The organism is Microcystis wesenbergii FACHB-1317, assembly GCF_014696875.1.
In the GTDB taxonomy this organism is placed as follows: Bacteria; Cyanobacteriota; Cyanobacteriia; order Cyanobacteriales; family Microcystaceae; genus Microcystis; species Microcystis wesenbergii_A.
Genome location: NZ_JACJQV010000097.1, coordinates 62,428 through 80,712, shown reverse-complemented (window position 1 = coordinate 80,712; position 18,285 = coordinate 62,428). Strand labels below are relative to the sequence as shown.

The window sequence follows — 18,285 nt, the reverse complement described above, 5'->3', positions numbered from 1 at the left end:
GAATAGGCTTTTTCCATACCTCACATTTTAGCATATATTTCGTAAACGATGCTCATATTTAACGGTAAAGCCGTCGTAGAACGACGGGGTTTCAGACCCAAATTTTCGATGAACACCCAACTGATTGATTCTCTCGCGCGAATTATTCTCTCTCCGAGGAAGAAAGAGAGTTACTGAATCGGAAAATTCAGAGCGAACAACGGGAAAATTGGCAGATTAACGCTCAAATTTTGGATTTAGAAACCCGTGTCAAGCAATAGGAAAATCAATATCCCATGAGTTCGGAAGAATTCTCTCCTAGATTTCGTTCCGGTGAGCTAGGGGACGCTATGGATTATTTCGAGTGGAATGTTTATTATGAAATGCTATTGGCAGCTAGAAAAGAGATAAGTTTACGATCAAATTAGATGGAGATAGCCGATTATATTCGCAAGGTTAAACGGAAATTATCTGAGAGTTTGATCGTCAACTCTTTCGCGATTGTCGATGAAAGAATTTTATTCGATCGAGGTTATTTCTGAGCGACAGTCCTTCGATTTCAGGACAACAACTGTATAAAATTGAACCACTGAGATAAATCATGAATCCTAGAGTTAAAGAAGTTATCCCTTTGCCAAACTATCAATTACAACTCATCTTTACTAATGAGGAAAAGAAAATTTATGATTGTTCACCACTGCTCGATTTTGGCATCTTTCAAGAACTTAAAAACAAACAGTATTTTAATCAAGTAAAAATTTTAGATGGTACGGTAACTTGGCCGAACGAACAAGATATCTGTCCGGATACTCTCTATCTTGACTCCATTTCCCAAACCTAGAACAGTTCGATCGAGGAAACCCAACAACAAAAGTAACGCTCCCACTGATCAGATTTTCTTTCGCTACAGCCTTTCTCAGAAAGATGAGGTTATACTAAATCCGTTGAGTAACGCACAGAAAACGGGTTTCTCGGAGAAACCCGTTTTCTACTCATGCACTCATGCAAAATGGAGAATAAATAATCAGTTTTTAATAACTGGATTTAGTATTAGTTATTGTTGCTAAAATACTTGATGAGTAAGGATTAGTCTGTACTTCATCTCTAGGAGAAAGAGTGAGAAATTTTCTATTTACCCGGTGATTGCTGTGGGAAGGGAAAAGTTAGAGGCAATCGGGGCAAAATGATAAGTATTTTATATGCAAATACCTTCAATACTTAAAAATATTTAAATTTACAATTGGTAATATTTATTTTTACTTAAGAATTTATTGAGAATAATTTCTATTTATTTACGAGGTGGCAATACTTCCAGCGATTCTGGTATAATTTTGCATTATGCTATGGTGGGTTTTTAGGGTCTTTTTTGGACTTTTTAATGTCTAGCTTGCCTTGAAACCATTGCTAAATCTAGACTTTCCCTTTTAGCCAAACCAAAGACTTTCGCCAATTATCCCTTTTTTCCCTAACAACGTTGATCTAATTTTTGTGTAGTTTTGTTGCAAAGTCAAATTTTTTTTGACAAAATGCCAAAATTGTGGTATGGAGATAGATTGTTGATAGGTGGCAATTCAAACCGAGGCAATCAATAATTAGGGGAGGGTTAGGGAATTTAACCGAAAATTGGGTAAATTCAGAAGAATTAGCCGAAGAACTGGATAATATCTTGGACGAGAGAACCTGATGGCTTATCTCTTTGATACCGATGCTATTTCAGAAAAATCAACGATAAAAACCTTTTTTACCGATCTAGCCCGGCTCTAACCCCTGGGAAGATCAGAAAAATCCCAATTGAGCCACAATTAGCTTCATCAAAAAAATATGCTATAATCAGAATGTAAGCACAAGGGGCCGTAACGGTTTCGACAGGTTAGCGAAAGCTCCCCCGTGATACAGGTCGAGAGTGAGTCTCCTCTCGTAAATCAAAGGCTCAAACAAAAAGTAAATGCGAACAACATCGTTCCTTTCGCTCGTAAAGCCGCTCCTGTAGCTGCCTAATAGTCTCTAATCGACTCGAGCATTCATAGTTTGACTCCGTTAAGGACTATGGATCAACCCCCAACGGATGCCACGTTTAACTTTCTCTAGTTAGTTAACCGTCTAAGCTTTAACTAGAGCATCCCACTGTCCGGGATAAGTGACAGTCCCCGTTTCGAGGGTAATCGAAACTAAACCTGTGAATGAACGGACAGTCAATACCTAATTTGGACAGCAGTTCGACTCTGCTCGGCTCCATTGATTACTTTAATGAAAGACCTTCTCTCCCGCATGGACGGGGTACAAACACCGATTATTCCCGTGGTCGGTCAATTAATTAAAGCGAACCCTGGTACTATTTCCCTAGGTCAAGGGGTTGTTTCCTATTATCCACCCCAGGAAGCGATCGAATCTCTATCTTTATTCTTAGCTAATCTCAAAAATCATCAATATCAATCTGTGGCGGGAATTCCCTCGTTATTAACAGTAATTCGGCAAAAACTAGCCGAAGATAATCGGATAGAAATCAGCGATAAGCAAGCAATTTTTGTGACGGCGGGCAGTAATATGGCTTTTATGAATGCTATTTTAGCCATTACTTCCCCCGGGGATGAAATTATTCTCAACACTCCCTTTTATTTCAATCATGAAATGGCCATAAAAATGGCTGATTGTCAAGTAATTTTGGTCGCCACAGACAAAAATTATCAATTGCGTCCAGCTGCCATTAAAGAGGCAATCACGGAAAAAACTAAGGCAGTGGTGACGATTTCTCCTAATAATCCCACGGGAGTAGTTTATCCAGAAAATACCCTAAAAGCAGTCAATCAAATTTGTCAAAAAAAAGGCATCTATCACATTCACGATGAGGCTTATGAGTATTTTACCTATAACCATGCCCAGCACTTTTCTCCGGCGGCAATTGTTGGTAGTGAATCCTGGACTATTTCCTTATTTAGTCTCTCAAAAGCCTACGGTTTTGCCAGTTGGCGCATTGGTTATATGGTAGTACCGGAACATTTATCTGAGGCGATTAATAAGATTCAGGATACTATTTTAATTTGTCCGCCGGTGGTTTCGCAATACGCGGCCCTAGGAGCGTTGCAAGTGGGTAAAAGCTATCCTTTAGAACAGTTAAAAACCATCAGTCAAGTTAGAGAAATTTGCCTGAATGCTCTAGAATCGATTAGGGATATCTGTAATGTTGCCACTGCGGAAGGTGCTTTTTATTTCTTCCTGAAAATTTCCACAGACAAGGATGATTTTCAGTTAGTTAAAAGTTTAATTGAGCAGCAGCGGGTGGCGGTGTTACCCGGTTCAACTTTTGGTATAACAGAGGGCTGTTATTTGCGTCTTGCCTACGGTGCTTTATCTCCAGAAACAGCTTTAACGGCAGTGGAAAGATTGGTAAAGGGACTGCGTTATTTTAGTCAATGATTTTCAAGAATAAATACCGGCTTTTTTTCTTGGTTTTTACTTTACCACAACTGATGAAAAACCTTCTCTTGCCGATGGATGGGGGGCAAACACCGATTATTGCTGTGGTCGGTCAATTACTTAAAGCGAAGCCTGGTACTATTTCCCTAGGTCAAGGGATTGTTTCCTAATTATCCACCCTAGGAGGCGATCGAATATATTTCTTTAGACTAGGGGTTTGGCTGGCTGGTTTCCATAATCAGAATTGCTGACCTCTTGAGCTACAATTGACGGCAAAGCGTTTTTGCGCTAAACTATGGGACAAAGAATGCTTTGGCCTTATATAATTAATGCGAACAATCTATTTTTACGCCCCTGACGAAATCAGACAAAAAAATATCAAGGAAGACCAGACTCTATGGACAGGCGATCATAGCAATTTTACGGCTTGGATAGCCCAAACCTACTTTCATCTTAAACAAGCCGGCTTTCCCTGTGAAATAGCTGGGGAAATCCCAGAGCAAGGAATTTTAATCGCCGACCGAGATACCCTAGATAATGACTATCCTTTCCTGGATAAGGTCATGTTAGTTTGTGTCAAAAGCGACAAAGAATATCACCCTTCGGCTCACCTACACATTGTTTATAATCCGTCTAGTTGGGAGAAGGTTAAGGACTCTATTTGGAACCCCTATCTAATTAGTCATTGGCCGATGCCAGGGTTAGTTCCCAGAGATAGGGAACGGAACACCCTAGTGGAGAATATTTCTTACATTGGCACCAGGGGTCAGTTGGCACCGGAATTAAGGTCGGAAGCATGGCCAGAGTCTTTGGCTACTCTCAATTGCCATTGGATGCCGATTTGGGATAGATTTCAATGGAACAATTATACTAATCTAGATGTGATTGTAGCCGCGCGTAGTTTTGATTCTCGAAATTATCCTAATAAAGGTTCTATTAAGCTAATTAATGCTTGGCACGCGGGTGTTCCCGCTCTTTTGACTCCAGAGTTAGGCTTTTTAGCAGAAAGAAAGACGGAGTTAGATTTTATTATTATTCACTCTCTAGAGGAGGCAATTGAAGCAGTTCGTCGTCTGAAAAGTTCTCCAGAACTTTATCAAAAAATGGTTGAAAACGGTTATGAGAGGGCGAAAGAACACACAATTGAAACCACTTTAAATCAATGGATGTCTTTTTTCAAAGATGTGGCTTTTCCCACCTACGACCAATGGTCTGCTTTAAGTCAATTTGAAAAAAGATGGTTGTTCAGTCAGCGATATTTAGCTTTAAAATACGACAGATTTAAACACAAAATAAACAACCTTGGCAAGTCAAAAGCATAATTCAATTCTCGATCGATTATTTCTCCTTCGTGTAAAAAATAGTTGATAGCCTTTCTCATCAAGATAACGACTCCCCAAAACCAGATAGTTTGTACCTCACCATTAAGATAACTGCTATAGGATAACCTCTGATTCGATCTTTTGGGCTATTCTTAGTTTAGCCGAACGAGAACGAGGATTTTTAGCTTGTTCTTCTCGGCTGGGAATAATCGGCTTTTTCGTGATAATTTTCAAGGAATTATCTTCGCGAAAGCCATACTTGATCAGACGATCTTCTAGACTATGAAAACTGATCATAGCGATAATTCCCCCGGATTTTAGCCAGTGGGGGGCTTGATTTAACAATTGTTGCAGAGAATCTAATTCTTGATTAACAGCGATGCGTAGGGATTGAAAAACCCGCGTTGCCGGATGAATACGTCCATAACGGTAACTAGCGGGGACAGAACTAGCGATGACAGCCGCTAATTCAGTGGTGGTAGTAAAAGGACGTTTTTGGACGATAGAACGAGCAATAGGACGAGATAAACGTTCTTCTCCGTATTGATAAAAAAGATCCGCTAATTCTTTTTCCTGCCAATGGTTGATAATATCGGCTGCCGTCAGGGATTGACAGCGATCCATCCGCATATCTAAGGCTGCCGTGTGGCGAAAACTAAAGCCGCGCTCGCTCTGATCGAATTGGGGAGAACTGACTCCTAAATCGGCGATAATGCCATCAAAACTGCTATTTTGTCCCTTATAATCGGCGAAGTTCCCCCACCAGAGGGTTAAACGGCTATCTAGATAGGGGGCAAGACTAATTTTAGCGGCTTCTAGGGCGCTTTGATCGCGATCAATCGCGGTTACTGTCGTTTCGGGATGGGCTTCTAAAAGCAAGCGGCTGTGTCCACCACCCCCTAGGGTAAGATCGAGATAATGCCCCCCGGGTTGAATATTTAAACCGGCGATTAATTCTTGACTCAAAACGGAAATATGGGAAAAATCTTGATTCATCTTCTGATAACTTCCTGAAAATGGGGATTTAACCTAGGGTTTGCGGCAAAAAGTTTGTTAGTGGGGGCAGGGTGTGGGGTGTAGGGTGTAGGGTGTAGGGTTTTACCGATTTTGAGGTAGTCAGTTACCTAATTTTCAGGGAAAAAGTGCCTGAATTTTACCCCCGATCACTCCAATGGTCAGCACTTTTTGAGGTCAAAAAAGTCTAAAAGCCTTATCCAACAAGGTTTTTAGATTTATTCAGCCAACCCTAACCTAAAAATAACTGATAGGCCGGATTTTGACTTTCATCCCAATAGCGATAGCCGAGAGTATCGAGAAAAGCTTGCCATTGATTCATTTCATCGGGGGGGACTTGTATGCCCACGACGATGCGCCCGTAATCGGCCCCGTTATTGCGATAATGGAAAACGCTGATATTCCAGTGGGGACTCATGGAGGCGACAAATTTCATTAAAGCCCCCGGTCGTTCGGGAAACTCGAAGCGATAAAATAATTCATGATCGGCTAAATGCGATCGCCCTCCCACCATGTGGCGCAGATGCAATTTAGTCAATTCATCATCACTAATATCGAGGGTTTTAAAGCCACAAGCTTCAAAACTCTCGGCTAATTTCTTGGCATCGCTGCGATTTTCGATCTGGGCGCCGACAAAAATATGTGCTTCTTTTTCATCGGCAATACGATAACTAAATTCGGTTAAATTGCGTTTGCCGACACATTCGCAAAAACGGCGTAAACTGCCTGGTTGTTCGGGAATAGTCACAGCATACAACGCCTCGCGCCGTTCCCCTAATTCGGCCCTTTCCGCCACAAACCGCAGACGATCAAAGTTCATATTCGCCCCACAAGCCACAGCAACGAGGGTTTTATCCTCAATTTCTTCTCTTTCTACATAAGCTTTCGCTCCTGCTACCGCTAACGCCCCCGCAGGTTCTAAAATCGAGCGTGTATCTTGAAAAACATCCTTAATCGCCGCACAAATATCATCCGTATCCACGAGGATAATCTCGTCCACATACTGCTGACAGAGACGAAAAGTCTCCTCTCCCACCTCGCGCACCGCCACCCCATCGGCAAATAATCCCACTTGAGACAAACGCACCCGATAACCGGCTTTTAGGGATTGATTCATCGCGTCTGAATCCACAGGTTCCACCCCGATAATTTTAATTTCTGGGCGTAAACGCTTGACATAGGCTGCAATACCTGATATAAGTCCACCGCCACCAATGGCGACAAAAATGGCCTCGATCGGTTGCTGATATTGTCGTAAAATTTCCATACCGATCGTACCCTGGCCGGCGATTACCTCCGGATCATCGAAGGGATGGATAAAAGTTAAGCCTTTTTCCGCTTCTAACTGCCGTGCATAGGTGTATGAATCATCGTAGGTGTCACCGTGCAGGACGACAATCCCGCCCCGGGCTTTTACCGCGTCGATTTTGACTTGCGGAGTGGTGACGGGCATAACGATAATCGCTTGGGTTCCCAATTGCCGCGCCCCCAAAGCGACTCCCTGGGCGTGATTTCCCGCCGAGGCAGCAATTACACCTTTTTGTAACAAATCCCTTGACAAATACGCCATTTTGTTGTAGGCGCCGCGCAGTTTAAAAGAGAAAACCGACTGCATATCCTCGCGCTTGAGTAAAAGCTGATTGTGCAAGCGTTGGGAGAGATTGGGGGCAAATTCCAAGGGGGTTTCTTGGGCGACATCGTAGACGCGTGCGGTGAGGATTTGAACCAGGTAATCGCAGTACATTATTCTTTTTTGGCGGTGGGGATTCGCGAATCGGGCTAGGATCCAGAATAGATCATCGTCGGTCTGATTAGCAATAAAGATGCGATCAGCCTTGAATCAGTGATCACTGAAAAAAGCTCCCCGCTGCCCTGAAGCTGGATAAAGATTTAACAAAGAATTGATCGCAGAATTAACCACAGCAGCCACACAGGAAATCGCCACACTATTACCCGTTAATTTTCGCATAGTTTGATAACTGCCGACAATTTGATAATCATCGGGAAAACCTTGTAAACGGAGCATTTCCTTTTCTGTTAAGCGTCTTTTCCCATCCACTAACAAATAATTATAGGATGCTCCTGCTCGCAAGGCACAGGAATAGGGATAAGCGCTGACATTTCCTCCTTTATTTTCGTGCCAGATAGTCGGTTCACTATAAGGTTTTTTTCCCTCTCTTTTCAGAAGGCGACTTTTTTGAATTTTTTCGGAAGCATAATAAAAATCCGAGACATTTTCCTCTAATATTTCCGTTAAACTTGTTCTAGATAAAGCTGGTTTTGGCCAGATAAAACCCCTAGTTTCTCGGAAACCAACGATAAAAATCCGTTCCCGTTTTTGCGGTAAACCAAAATTAAGCGCATTCAAAACCCGATAATCGATATAGTAATCTAAATCTTGCAGAGTATCGAGAATAACTTCTAAGGTTTTTCCCTGTTGATGTCCCTGCAATTGCTTGACATTTTCCAGAATAAATGCTGCGGGTTGTTTGGCTTTTAAAATGCGAGCAATCTCAAAAAATAGCGTGCCTCTGGTATCTTCAAATCCCTTTAAATCACCACAAATACTAAAAGGTTGACAGGGAAATCCCGCCATTAAAATATCATGATTGGGAATATCTAGGGCAGCGATTTCGGTAATATCTCCCCGGGGTTGGTCGCCAAAATTAGCGTGATAAATTGCCTGAGCGTCTTTATCTATATCACAGGAAAAAACACAATCAGATTCTAAGTTTTGTTGGCGACAAACTTGTTCAATTGCGACTCGAAACCCTCCCAAACCACAAAAGAGGTCAATAAAACGGATTTTTTTACTATCTTTCAGGAGATTCATCGATAGTTGAGATTATAGCGATAGGGATAAGTAAGTAGTTATAATTAAATTGAAGATAGATTTTGCCTCTGATCCCCCCTGCCCCCCTTGATAAGGGGGGTGCCGATAGGCGGGGGGATCCCCCTTAATAAGGGGGCATCTGATAATTTTTAACGACTACCTACTTATTCTCTTTGATTTTAACTTATTCAACTTTCACTAAAGAGCGGACGGTAAATATTTCATTGGCCTGTAGGGGTTTAATCGCCGAAATTGGCACAGTAACTACTGAAATTGACTCACCGAGAGCGTTAAAAACTTCTAAAATTGCTCCCATTTCGCCATTGCTAGGATGGGGGATTAAATCCACTAATACTGCCACATCTCCCGATTTGAGATTGTCTTCGGGAACATCAAGACAAAGAACCACATGATCGTATAATCTAACATCCATAATTATCTATCCTTTCGGGGCTTGAGAGTAACAAACTGAAAACAGTCGTCAATGTATCGCAGTATCCATATTGTAACCACTGCTAAATTGATTCCGTTAACTCCTTCTAGCATTCCTTCAACTCGATAAAAGATACCGTATTCATTTTTAGGGACTTGCGCTTTGATAATGTACCTTTTGGGCGAACGCAGTTCGCCCCTACATTGTGGACAAAATCCGTTACTGTAGGGGCGCAATGCTTGCGCCCTCCGATCGATCAGGTTTGCTGATCACCCTAAGTAGGGGGAGAGCCTTCGAGATGTTAGGGACTTGCGCTTTGATAATGTGCCATCTGGCTGGTCTGGTTTTTCTACGGAGCGATTTTCTGGCTGGGATATTATTCCTACGCAAGTCCCTTACCATCTTTGATCGCATCTTCTACGGTAATTAGCTGAATAATCGCTTTTTGCAAACTGGCCGCATTATCGAGAGTAAATCCTGCTTGTGCTAAAAATTTTGATTTGTCATCTTTGTCTCTGAATACGAGAAGATAACGAGTAAGTTTATCCTCTGGAATAATTGCCTTAGATGGAATTTGCATCACTCAATCTACTTAGTTTTCTAGCCTTTTCTTCAGCACTCATGATTTTCAAGTTTGCTCTCTAGGGATTCTAGATCTGATAACTGCGGTGGATGATTAGCATTCCATGGGAGAGCTTGATCTAATTTTTCTCGAAAAGGCGATCGATTTATCCAGTCTTCGTTTACCGGAGAGCGATCGAGTAAATTTTGATAAAACTCATTCCACAGTTGACCCCATTCTTTTAGATCGATAACAACTGCTGTTTTTTCTCCTGTTTCATCGACAATATACTGAATACCTTTCATGATTTAAATTGTTGTGAGATGGATATTAACTAATAACTATATTTCAATCAATTCACGAGAAGATATGGATTTTGCAAGTTCTTGTCTAGCATCTTCCGATAGAGAACAACCAAAATCTAGAATCTCGATTAAAACTAACTGATCGTCCTCGGAATAATGTAATATTGTTTTCCCTTCCTCCTCTGCGTAAGCAATTGGATTATTGTTTAACTCAATTAATAAAGCATCCACATCTGGGCTATAGTGTATCTTGTTCACCAAATTCCTCTAATTGTTATCGCTTTAACTCTTGTGTCGGCAATGAATTGGCAATTAATCAGAATTAATCTAAATTGTTTCGCTCAAGCCAACCTAAGAGGCTGTTGTGTTGGCGTTGAAAGCTTTGCCGTGTTCTTCTCGAATTTTATGAATTTCTTCAGCATACTTGAGAGTAAACCCGTAGGATTCCGCAGCCTTTTCCGCAGCAATGCGAGACTTAACTAAATAGTCATGGATAGACGTGCATTCCTCCGATAATCTTGTTTGAGTTTTATCTTTTTCTTGCAAAATCTCTGAGTGGATCATAAGTTATTCTCCTCTTTGAATAGTTCAAGTGGTGTGATAATTTCAGGTGTTGACAAATCAAGGCGGGCATTGATAACGCGAATATGCTTCCGTTTGTTAGCATTCGCTAGGTGGTTGCAATTCCAAGTAACGAGATATTGAATGTCGAAATAGCTGGCATAGGCAAGATGTAGAGCGTCGCCCACAAGAGACCTTGGCATGACATAGTTGGCAAGATAAAACTCGACAACTTGTTCAAGAGCAGAAGTCGGCGGTAGTAAAGGAATCGTCGAAACCAAATGAATAATTTCAGCTTTACGCGGATAGTTTCCGTTGGTTAGTTCTTGAAGCACAGCATCCGAAATATATAAATCATAATAACTGGACATCTCCGACCACCACTTCCTTGTGATTTCGGTAAAAGTTTTTAGAGCTTCACGCTCATCAAAGTAATAACTCGGAACCGTGGAATCCAAGTACACTTTTTCTTTCATGATAATAACTGATCGAGAAGACTAAATTAAAGCCTGAAGCAGCCGTATGGTAGCCCCCTCTATTCTACTATCCTATCTCTGTAACGAAGTTGTTGCACTGTCATGCTTGACCTCGATCATCTCTCAGAGCAATCGCACTTGGACTCGATCGCATTGAAACTTCTCCATTTTATCCCAAACATTAGCGGTGCGTTACACGCGCGTTTTCGCACCCTACAAGATTAGCGATCGCACTGAATCCTTACATAATTCGTAACCCACCCTCATTAAAGTTAGCGGTGCGTTACACGCGCGTTTTCGCACCCTACAGGATCAGCTGAGCCATTTTCGATCCAGTATTGTTTCGCTCAACCCAACCTACGAGGCTGAATCCTTACATAATTCGTAACCCACCATCATTAAATTTAGCGGTGCGTTACACTACGTTAACGCACCCTACAGGATCAGCGATCGCACTCAAAAAAAAGTAGAGCGAGTTAGACACTCGCTCTTAATTCAGACACGGAACAATTCGTCAAAACAAAAGGATGCTGATGTAAATACGAATGCTAGTTCCTCCCACAATCTTGTTAATCTGTTGGTCAGCAGAGAGTTCCTCCAGATAGCTTTCTGAATCGAGGAAAAGTTCAGAACCAATGGGTCGTAAATCCGAGTCAATTTTAATCGAAGCCATGTTTTTTCTCCTGGGTCAGGTCGATAGTGGATTGATTAAAGTCAGTTTGGTAAGAGCCTACCGGTAACTAACTTTTTGCATAGTAGCAGATTCCCCTTGTGTTCGTCAAGAAATTTAATAATTATTTTAAGAAACCCACATTCAGCACTTGATAACGTAAGTATATATACTTAAAAAGCAACTCCCAGCAGATTATTTTGTCGAAATTTCATTTATTGAAAAACAACGAAAACCATTGCGAGGTAAATATTTCAGGCTTTTCTGTTGTCTATAAATGATTTGGCAGTATATTTGGGTTCAAGTCCGACTAAGCTATTGAGAGGAGTATCAATTCATTCAATATCTCCCCCATGAGAGATTTAGACCAAAATACTTAAATAGCTGTAAGCCTTTCTATAACTAGGTTAGGTTAAATAAAAAATATTCAAAATAACCTGCTGGATGTGGGAGAAAAAATAGTTATATTTATTTCTTTTTAACGTAAGCAGTTAGCCGTAGGTTGGATTGAGCAATAATAACTCTTGTCTATCAAATATTATCGACGCTTGAGCAAAACCCAACTGCACCGATGTCTTGAAGAATGTTGGGTTTCGCTCAAACCATTACATCGAGCCGTTTTATCCCAAGCATTAAATCGCTCAACCCAACCTACAAGCTGTTGTTTTCGTCAAGCAATTTAATAACTATTTTGAGAAAAAATAGCTATATTTATTTCTTCCTGGCTAAATTAATTATTTCCGTTGGCGTAACAGTAATGAAACTCCACCAAAAATGCCAAAAATTAGCAGTCCTGTTAGAGAATTAGGTTCCGGGACTGAAACCCGAACACGCACAACTTGTCCTCGTCCCGGAATATAACCTTGATTAGAGATATAGATATCCCCATCAGGGCCAATTGCTAAAGCCGTCGGGAAAAGTAGTCCATCACTGATGATTGCTTTGCGATTTCCCTTGGGATCTATGTAGCTTAAAAGACCTGGACTAATATCAAAAGCTAATGAGCGAGTGGCATATTCTAGGACATACAAGCCTCCTTGATCATCAAAGGCAATATCAATTATTTGGGTGAAGCCATCAGCATACACTTCTGGTTTATTATCAGTCCCCAAGCGAAAAATACGTGCCGCATTTTCTGGATAAGGAAATCCGGTGAATTCTGAGATATAAAAAGCTCCATCAGGCCCAATAGCCACACTGGTAGGAACTGATTGCATGGCAATGGTTTCTCCAGTAAAGGGGTCAGTTATCGGACGTTCAGGAAAGATAGACAACAGAGTAAATTCGCTACCATCAGTTTTAGCTTTAAAAAAAGTGTTCCCGGCCGCATCGACGATATAAGCAGTGTCATCTTTAATTAAAAAAGCATAGGGATTGCTATCAATGCCATCGTTATAGGGATTAAAAAAGCCCGAATTATTATTATCGGGATTAAACAACCCTTCATACTCAGCTAGGTCTGCTAACGTTGTCAGAGAAACCTGTCCATTGAGATTATCAATGGCGACCAGTTGTCCAAATTCAGGAACATTAAGCACTTGATCCCGTTGTTCTGGAGAAGACCCCAACCCAAAAATGGCATAAGCTCTTCCAGTGGAGTCAAATTGTATATCATGGATTCCGGTCGCATCAATAGCAGTAGAGAATTCTGGAATTGGTAAAGCAATAGACGGAAGACCTGTAACAATGCGTTCGGCTGTACCATTTTTAATGCGGGTTATCGCACCAGTGTTACCATAACAAACTACTGGTCCGTTAGGTCCGGCTCCCGGTGCAGGAATACAGGGGCCTGCGCCTCCTCTACCTGCTTCTGTAACATATAAGGCTCCATCGGGACCAAAGGTGAGACCTCGTGGACTTTCAAGTCCACTGGCGATTATTTGTAAGTTAGCCGCCTGTAAGGGGCCGCCAACTCCAAATATCGTTAAGGCTGTTCCTACAGCAACTGTCAATAATTTTTTGAGCATTGATTAATTTCTCGGTAAATATTCAGGTCTAGGGGTTGACAAAGAGAGAAAAATCAGCAGTGGGGATAAGAGAGACAACCGTATTCAAGGGGTGATGGACAGAGGCCAAAGCCTGACACGGAAGAAAGTTAAAACCGAACGGCCTTGAGCGCGACAAGACTGAATCACGGTCAACAAACGAGCAGTATCGACAAAGCCACGGAAGGAGTGAGAACCACCAGCTATCTTGCGCTTAGTTAGGGTTTGCGGCAAAAAGTAGAGTAGCAATTATTGTAGGTTGGGTTGACGCAAGGAAACCCAACCAAGAGTAACCTTTGGGGTGATTGGGTTTCGCTTTTTCAGCACAGACTCATAGCCGTTCGACAAGTATGGGAAGATTAACCCCTATTATACAAAAAGAAAGCCGGCTAGGGCGACTCTAGTGGGCAAATTTTCTCTGATAATTGGTTGAAAATACCGATAAAAATAGGTGAGTTAGCAAAGCGTAACCCACCCGATATCTATTTTTGGTTTTAAACCGTTTCTACCAAGGGACGGGTTAACTTATCCAACTGTTGGGTTAACAGACTCAGGAATAAACCCACATCGGTGACGATACCCACGGATTCTACGGAACCTCGATCGCTTAATTTTGTCACCACGGCCGGGTTAATATCAACACAGACCATTTTCACCCCCGCCGGTGTCATATTGCCCACACCGATGGAATGGAGCATACTAGAGAGCATGAGAATCATGTCTGCACCTTGAATTAAGCGGGAATATTCTTCCTGTGCTTTAATTAAATCCATCTCCGTATCCGGAAGCGGACCATCATCGCGAATTGAACCGGCCAAACTGAAGGGGACATTATTCTTGACGCATTCATACATTACGCCTTTTGTCAATACCCCGGCCGATACAGCTTTGGCGATGCTGCCGTGGCGACGGATGAGGTTGATAATCTTGAGGTGGTGACGATGGCCACCGCGCACCGGGATGCCTTTCTGCATATCTACCCCTAAAGAAGTACCCATGATCGCCTGTTCCATGTCGTGAACTGCGATCGCATTTCCCCCCAGTAAAGCGTGAACGTAACCATCGCGGATTAAACGGGAGAGATGTTGCGCTCCTCCAGTGTGAATGACCACCGGACCTGCCGTTACTACCACTTTACCGCCCTGGTCGCGAATTTGGCGCATTTCCCAGGCAATCTGCTCCACGGTTAACTCGACTCGGCGCTCGCTGGAAACCCCCGCACCCATAAAGGTAAATTCCTGGGTGCTGTTGCGTTGTTCCCTGGATTCCGCCTGTCGGATAGTACGGATGCCCTCAACTCCCACCATAACGCGATCGCCAGCTTTTAAATCCCGTAGCAGAGTACATTTCGCCGTTTTGCCTTCCGGACCTTCAGTGACGACGATGGCTGCATCCATGCGTTGATTTTCCACCCGCACCCATTCACAGCTAACCCGCACTTCCGTGGGATAGATGGTGCTGACATAAAAATCATCGGGAGCGACCCCATCTTGTGCCACCACTGCGGTATTGACATCACAGATTTCTTGGGGACGAGCGGCCGCACCGAGGTCGATCAATTGTACCATGATCTCCTCCATTACCTCGTGAGAGGGTGCAGAAACACGCACTTCGGCCGAGGAGGTACTTTGGCGCTCAATCCCTAAGGTGAAGTTTAATACCTTGAAGCTGCCCCCATTTCCTACCACAACATCGAGAGCTTTATTCATAATTCCCGCGTCGAGCAGATGACCTTCTAACTGGAGAATGCGACTTTCAATGGTGACATTAGCGTGATGGTCTGGAATTAAGGGTTCGGTGGTACGCAGGGTTAAACATTTGGCCGCACCTCCTGCTTTTAAGAACTCCGTTAGGGGAGTTTGTACCACTTCAAAGCCTTTTGACGCTAACTTATATTGTAAATCGTCACTAATTTTATTCATGACGATTACTTGACCGATATTTACTGCATTACAAGCAAAGTTAACCGCATCTGCTTCTTCAACGATAATCCGTTTTTCTTCGGGAATTTTTAACTCAATTAACCGATTAGAATAGGCATCAAAAGCATCAGGATAGTAGAGTAGATAACCGCCACTAAGGGGACAAAAACAGGTATCAAGGTGATAGAAACGTTCATCGATTAAACGTAGGGATAAAACCTCAATATCGAGCCATTTAGCGATTAAAGGATGGGAATCTAACTCGGTTCTGAAGCCATATCCTGCCCATAACCAACGTCCTTCTCGATCTAATAATGCGTCTCCTGCACCTTCAAAGGGTAAATCTTTGGGCAGTTCGTGAACCGTAAAACCGTTATCTTCAAACCACTGCTTAAAATAGGGTTCTTCTCCCTGTCTTTCTTTGTGTAAAAAGCGACTGAGAACTACAGTTTTTTCCAGAACTAAACCTGCATTAGCGGTAAAAACCATGTCAGGCCAGCCTTTTTCTGGTGGGACTAAATCCACGAGCGCCCGATCTTTGAGAATATGATAAAGCTGCTGCCATTGTTGCCTAGCTTTTTCCTGGGAAGATTTGTGAATGTTGCCCTCCATCCAGGGATTAATCACATAATCCACATCGTAATGATCGGGAGAACACATCAAAAAGCGAATAGTTTCAGTCATATTTTTTGACAATGAATATTCAGTATAAGTAGTCTGGAGATAAGTTTAGACCAATCTTCCATTATACTCTACTTTGCGTCGAAACATCACAGACTTAAGATTAGGACAATTCCTGCGCCACAAGCTAAAAACAGCCTGATTTTAGCCGATAACTGACGGCGAAGCTGTTAAGTATTTAAATTGCTTGTGGAGATGAGGCAAGAGGCAACCCCCCCGATGTCGGGGGGTAGGGGGGGTGGGGGAGATTCAGCTGCTCTAAGGATAGGCGGTTAAAATGGGTCTTAGCTTAGAAGCTTAAATCATTGTAAATCCTGATATTTAAATAACCCCATAAATTTCGATTTGCGTCCGTGTTCCTTAATTAAATTTTCTCGATAGGTTTGCCATTCTTCCCGTCTTCCCGACATATAAAAGGCATTACGAGCTTTTTTTAGCCATTTAATCGCTTCTTCGTAGCGATCGGCCTTTTTTTCGTCGAGTATCTTTTCCGCAGGAGGACACGCGCGATCGATCACCCAGTTAGGATCGACGGTAGCAGCCGCATCCATTATCCGCCAAATTAGGTGAGACTGCACATAGGAATTATCAGAAACGACTTTAATTGCATCTCTAACTAAATTTTCGTGGAGAAATATATCAATTTTAGCCTCTGTGGAACGTCCACCGCTAAACTCGCGCAAGTAATCTAACAAGTCTAATTTTAAATCGGGCCAATCTTCCCCCGCTAAAGACTCAATTTTTTGGTAATGGGAAAAGGAAGGTTGGTCTTGAAATGCCTTAATTCTAGCAGCCAAAGCTGTATCTATATCCCCTAAAGATTGCGCTAGTTCACTTGTCCAGAGAGCTAATTGATAATAATAATTCCCAGGGAAATTTAGACCACCCCTGGCGATTATGAGAGCGGATTCTGGTGCGGATTCATCGCGTAAAGCTTTGGCAAAAAAGAAGGCTTCATCGTTTTTAGTTATCATGTTTTTTGCCGCTGCCATCGCTTCATCAATGCGATCAAGATAGACTAACTTAGTTAGGTATTCTACCACTTGTCCTGAAGCTAAAGCTAGATTCAAATACTCCTGATCTTTTTCCTGTTTCTCGAAAATTTCTAAGCGAATATAAGTTAATGTTTGGGCATAATCGGGGATATTATCTGACCACATTTCTGAAAAATTAGCCGATTCTCCCCGTAAAATCTTCTCTAAAACTGGATCGTCCCATCCCTGTTGTAAGGCTGCTAAACTCATCTCAAAATCGGCACTCCATTCATGCTGCCATTGCTCGATCTTTTCCCTTAAATCTTGCTTTTCTTGGGGATTAAATTCTTTACTTAAAATTGCCCCAGTTAAAACTCGATCGATTCTAGCACTTAAATCATCATTAACAGCACCGTAATCTTCTAAATTATCCCATTCCTCGATACAGGCGCTAATAATTGCTTCTAAAATAGCGATCGCATTATCCGGTTCTCCCTTTTGATAATAATCTTGGGACTCATCCACTAGGGCATAAATTTCATTAGAAATTGGATCTTCTTCGTAGTAATCTTCTTCGATCGCTCGCAGGAATTGCCGCAGTTCATTACGGACAGTATTACGATAAGTTTTGATATTAATAGTTATCTTTCCTACCGCTTTATTAAGTGGGGTAGCTGGCACTAAAAACTTATCAATTGTCTCGATAACTTCTGGGTGTTTAGCCACTAAATGATTAAGCAATTTTCTTAATTTACTTTCATCGATCGGTGTCAATAACTCCTCTAAAGATGCTTTTTTGATAATTAATTCTGGTTGGCGAGAACAGGTTAATAAAACCGCCACAATATGCTTACACCAACCCTCATAATCGTAGGGACAGGAACAGGAGACATTTTCAAGGTTTTCTTGGTTAAAATCTATGGCAACTCGATAGGGTTTAACCTCACTACCACTCACTAAAGCTTGTAGATTTTGCCCCCGTTGCCAAAGAGAAATAACTGCACCTTTATCGTAATAATATTGACCGCGCTGATAGGAAGCATTGGTGGTATTTTGCCGGATAATTTTTTCATTGATAGGAGGAATAGTCATAGTCAGAAAAGGAGAGGATTGGGTGATAAAATCTTGTCTGTGTCAAGAAAACTACCGGCAGC

General features: G+C 42.1%; 16 protein-coding genes and 1 other RNA gene. 4 read left to right on the top strand and 13 right to left on the bottom strand.

Annotated elements, in window-relative coordinates:
- The first annotated feature begins 580 nt into the window (after window positions 1–580).
- The 4 genes from H6F92_RS06705 (at window position 581) to H6F92_RS06690 (ending at window position 4,715) form a co-directional block, all read left to right on the top strand.
- On the top strand, window positions 581–820 hold the full coding sequence (locus H6F92_RS06705) for a DUF2442 domain-containing protein (RefSeq protein ID WP_002773190.1): 240 nt from the start codon (window positions 581–583) through the stop codon (window positions 818–820).
- 1,006 nt (window positions 821–1,826) lie between these two features.
- Window positions 1,827–2,217, top strand: a transfer-messenger RNA (tmRNA) gene (gene ssrA, locus H6F92_RS06700).
- A gap of 9 nt (window positions 2,218–2,226) precedes the next feature.
- Window positions 2,227–3,393 (top strand): pyridoxal phosphate-dependent aminotransferase, encoded by a 1,167-nt coding sequence (locus tag H6F92_RS06695; protein ID WP_190357237.1) that lies wholly within the window; start codon window positions 2,227–2,229, stop codon window positions 3,391–3,393.
- Between the two features lie 329 nt (window positions 3,394–3,722).
- Window positions 3,723–4,715 carry a glycosyltransferase gene (locus tag H6F92_RS06690; RefSeq protein ID WP_190357235.1) on the top strand — a complete coding sequence of 331 codons (993 nt, stop codon included), beginning with the start codon at window positions 3,723–3,725 and terminating at the stop codon, window positions 4,713–4,715.
- Window positions 4,716–4,829: 114 nt separating this feature from the next.
- Here the strand turns inward: H6F92_RS06690 and rsmH are convergent, their stop codons facing one another.
- The 13 genes from rsmH to H6F92_RS06625 form a co-directional block, all read right to left on the bottom strand.
- Window positions 4,830–5,711 carry a 16S rRNA (cytosine(1402)-N(4))-methyltransferase RsmH gene (gene rsmH, locus H6F92_RS06685; RefSeq protein WP_190357233.1) on the bottom strand — a complete coding sequence of 294 codons (882 nt, stop codon included), beginning with the start codon at window positions 5,709–5,711 and terminating at the stop codon, window positions 4,830–4,832.
- 250 nt (window positions 5,712–5,961) lie between these two features.
- Entirely contained in the window at window positions 5,962–7,473 is a 1,512-nt protein-coding gene (gene ilvA, locus H6F92_RS06680) for a threonine ammonia-lyase, biosynthetic (RefSeq protein WP_002776079.1), read from the bottom strand.
- A 96-nt stretch (window positions 7,474–7,569) separates the two neighbouring features.
- Window positions 7,570–8,562: a DNA cytosine methyltransferase gene (locus H6F92_RS06675; RefSeq protein WP_190357231.1), complete on the bottom strand. Its 993-nt coding sequence runs from the start codon at window positions 8,560–8,562 to the stop codon at window positions 7,570–7,572.
- A gap of 184 nt (window positions 8,563–8,746) precedes the next feature.
- The gene (locus tag H6F92_RS06670; RefSeq protein ID WP_002789664.1) at window positions 8,747–8,995 is read right to left on the bottom strand and encodes a DUF4926 domain-containing protein; all 249 of its coding nucleotides are present in this window, start codon (window positions 8,993–8,995) and stop codon (window positions 8,747–8,749) included.
- A 382-nt stretch (window positions 8,996–9,377) separates the two neighbouring features.
- Window positions 9,378–9,575, bottom strand: a complete 198-nt coding sequence (locus H6F92_RS06665; protein ID WP_242030030.1) for a DUF6883 domain-containing protein — start codon at window positions 9,573–9,575, stop codon at window positions 9,378–9,380.
- Between the two features lie 32 nt (window positions 9,576–9,607).
- Window positions 9,608–9,862, bottom strand: a complete 255-nt coding sequence (locus H6F92_RS06660) for a hypothetical protein (RefSeq protein WP_190357230.1) — start codon at window positions 9,860–9,862, stop codon at window positions 9,608–9,610.
- A 36-nt stretch (window positions 9,863–9,898) separates the two neighbouring features.
- On the bottom strand, window positions 9,899–10,120 hold the full coding sequence (locus tag H6F92_RS06655; protein ID WP_190357229.1) for a DUF2283 domain-containing protein: 222 nt from the start codon (window positions 10,118–10,120) through the stop codon (window positions 9,899–9,901).
- A gap of 93 nt (window positions 10,121–10,213) precedes the next feature.
- Window positions 10,214–10,426, bottom strand: a complete 213-nt coding sequence (locus H6F92_RS06650; RefSeq protein ID WP_002789670.1) for a hypothetical protein — start codon at window positions 10,424–10,426, stop codon at window positions 10,214–10,216.
- Window positions 10,423–10,899 (bottom strand): type II toxin-antitoxin system VapC family toxin, encoded by a 477-nt coding sequence (locus H6F92_RS06645; protein WP_190357228.1) that lies wholly within the window; start codon window positions 10,897–10,899, stop codon window positions 10,423–10,425. Before H6F92_RS06645 ends, H6F92_RS06650 begins: the two co-directional genes overlap by 4 nt.
- Window positions 10,900–11,413: 514 nt before the next feature.
- Window positions 11,414–11,572, bottom strand: coding sequence for a hypothetical protein (locus H6F92_RS06640; protein WP_190357227.1), 159 nt, complete (start codon window positions 11,570–11,572; stop codon window positions 11,414–11,416).
- Window positions 11,573–12,303: 731 nt separating this feature from the next.
- A complete protein-coding gene (locus H6F92_RS06635; RefSeq protein WP_190357226.1) occupies window positions 12,304–13,536 on the bottom strand; it encodes a ScyD/ScyE family protein in 1,233 nt (410 codons plus the stop codon).
- A 512-nt stretch (window positions 13,537–14,048) separates the two neighbouring features.
- Window positions 14,049–16,160 (bottom strand): bifunctional arginine dihydrolase/ornithine cyclodeaminase, encoded by a 2,112-nt coding sequence (gene argZ, locus H6F92_RS06630; RefSeq protein ID WP_190357225.1) that lies wholly within the window; start codon window positions 16,158–16,160, stop codon window positions 14,049–14,051.
- Between the two features lie 299 nt (window positions 16,161–16,459).
- A complete protein-coding gene (locus H6F92_RS06625) occupies window positions 16,460–18,223 on the bottom strand; it encodes an SWIM zinc finger family protein (protein ID WP_190357224.1) in 1,764 nt (587 codons plus the stop codon).
- Window positions 18,224–18,285: the final 62 nt, after the last annotated feature.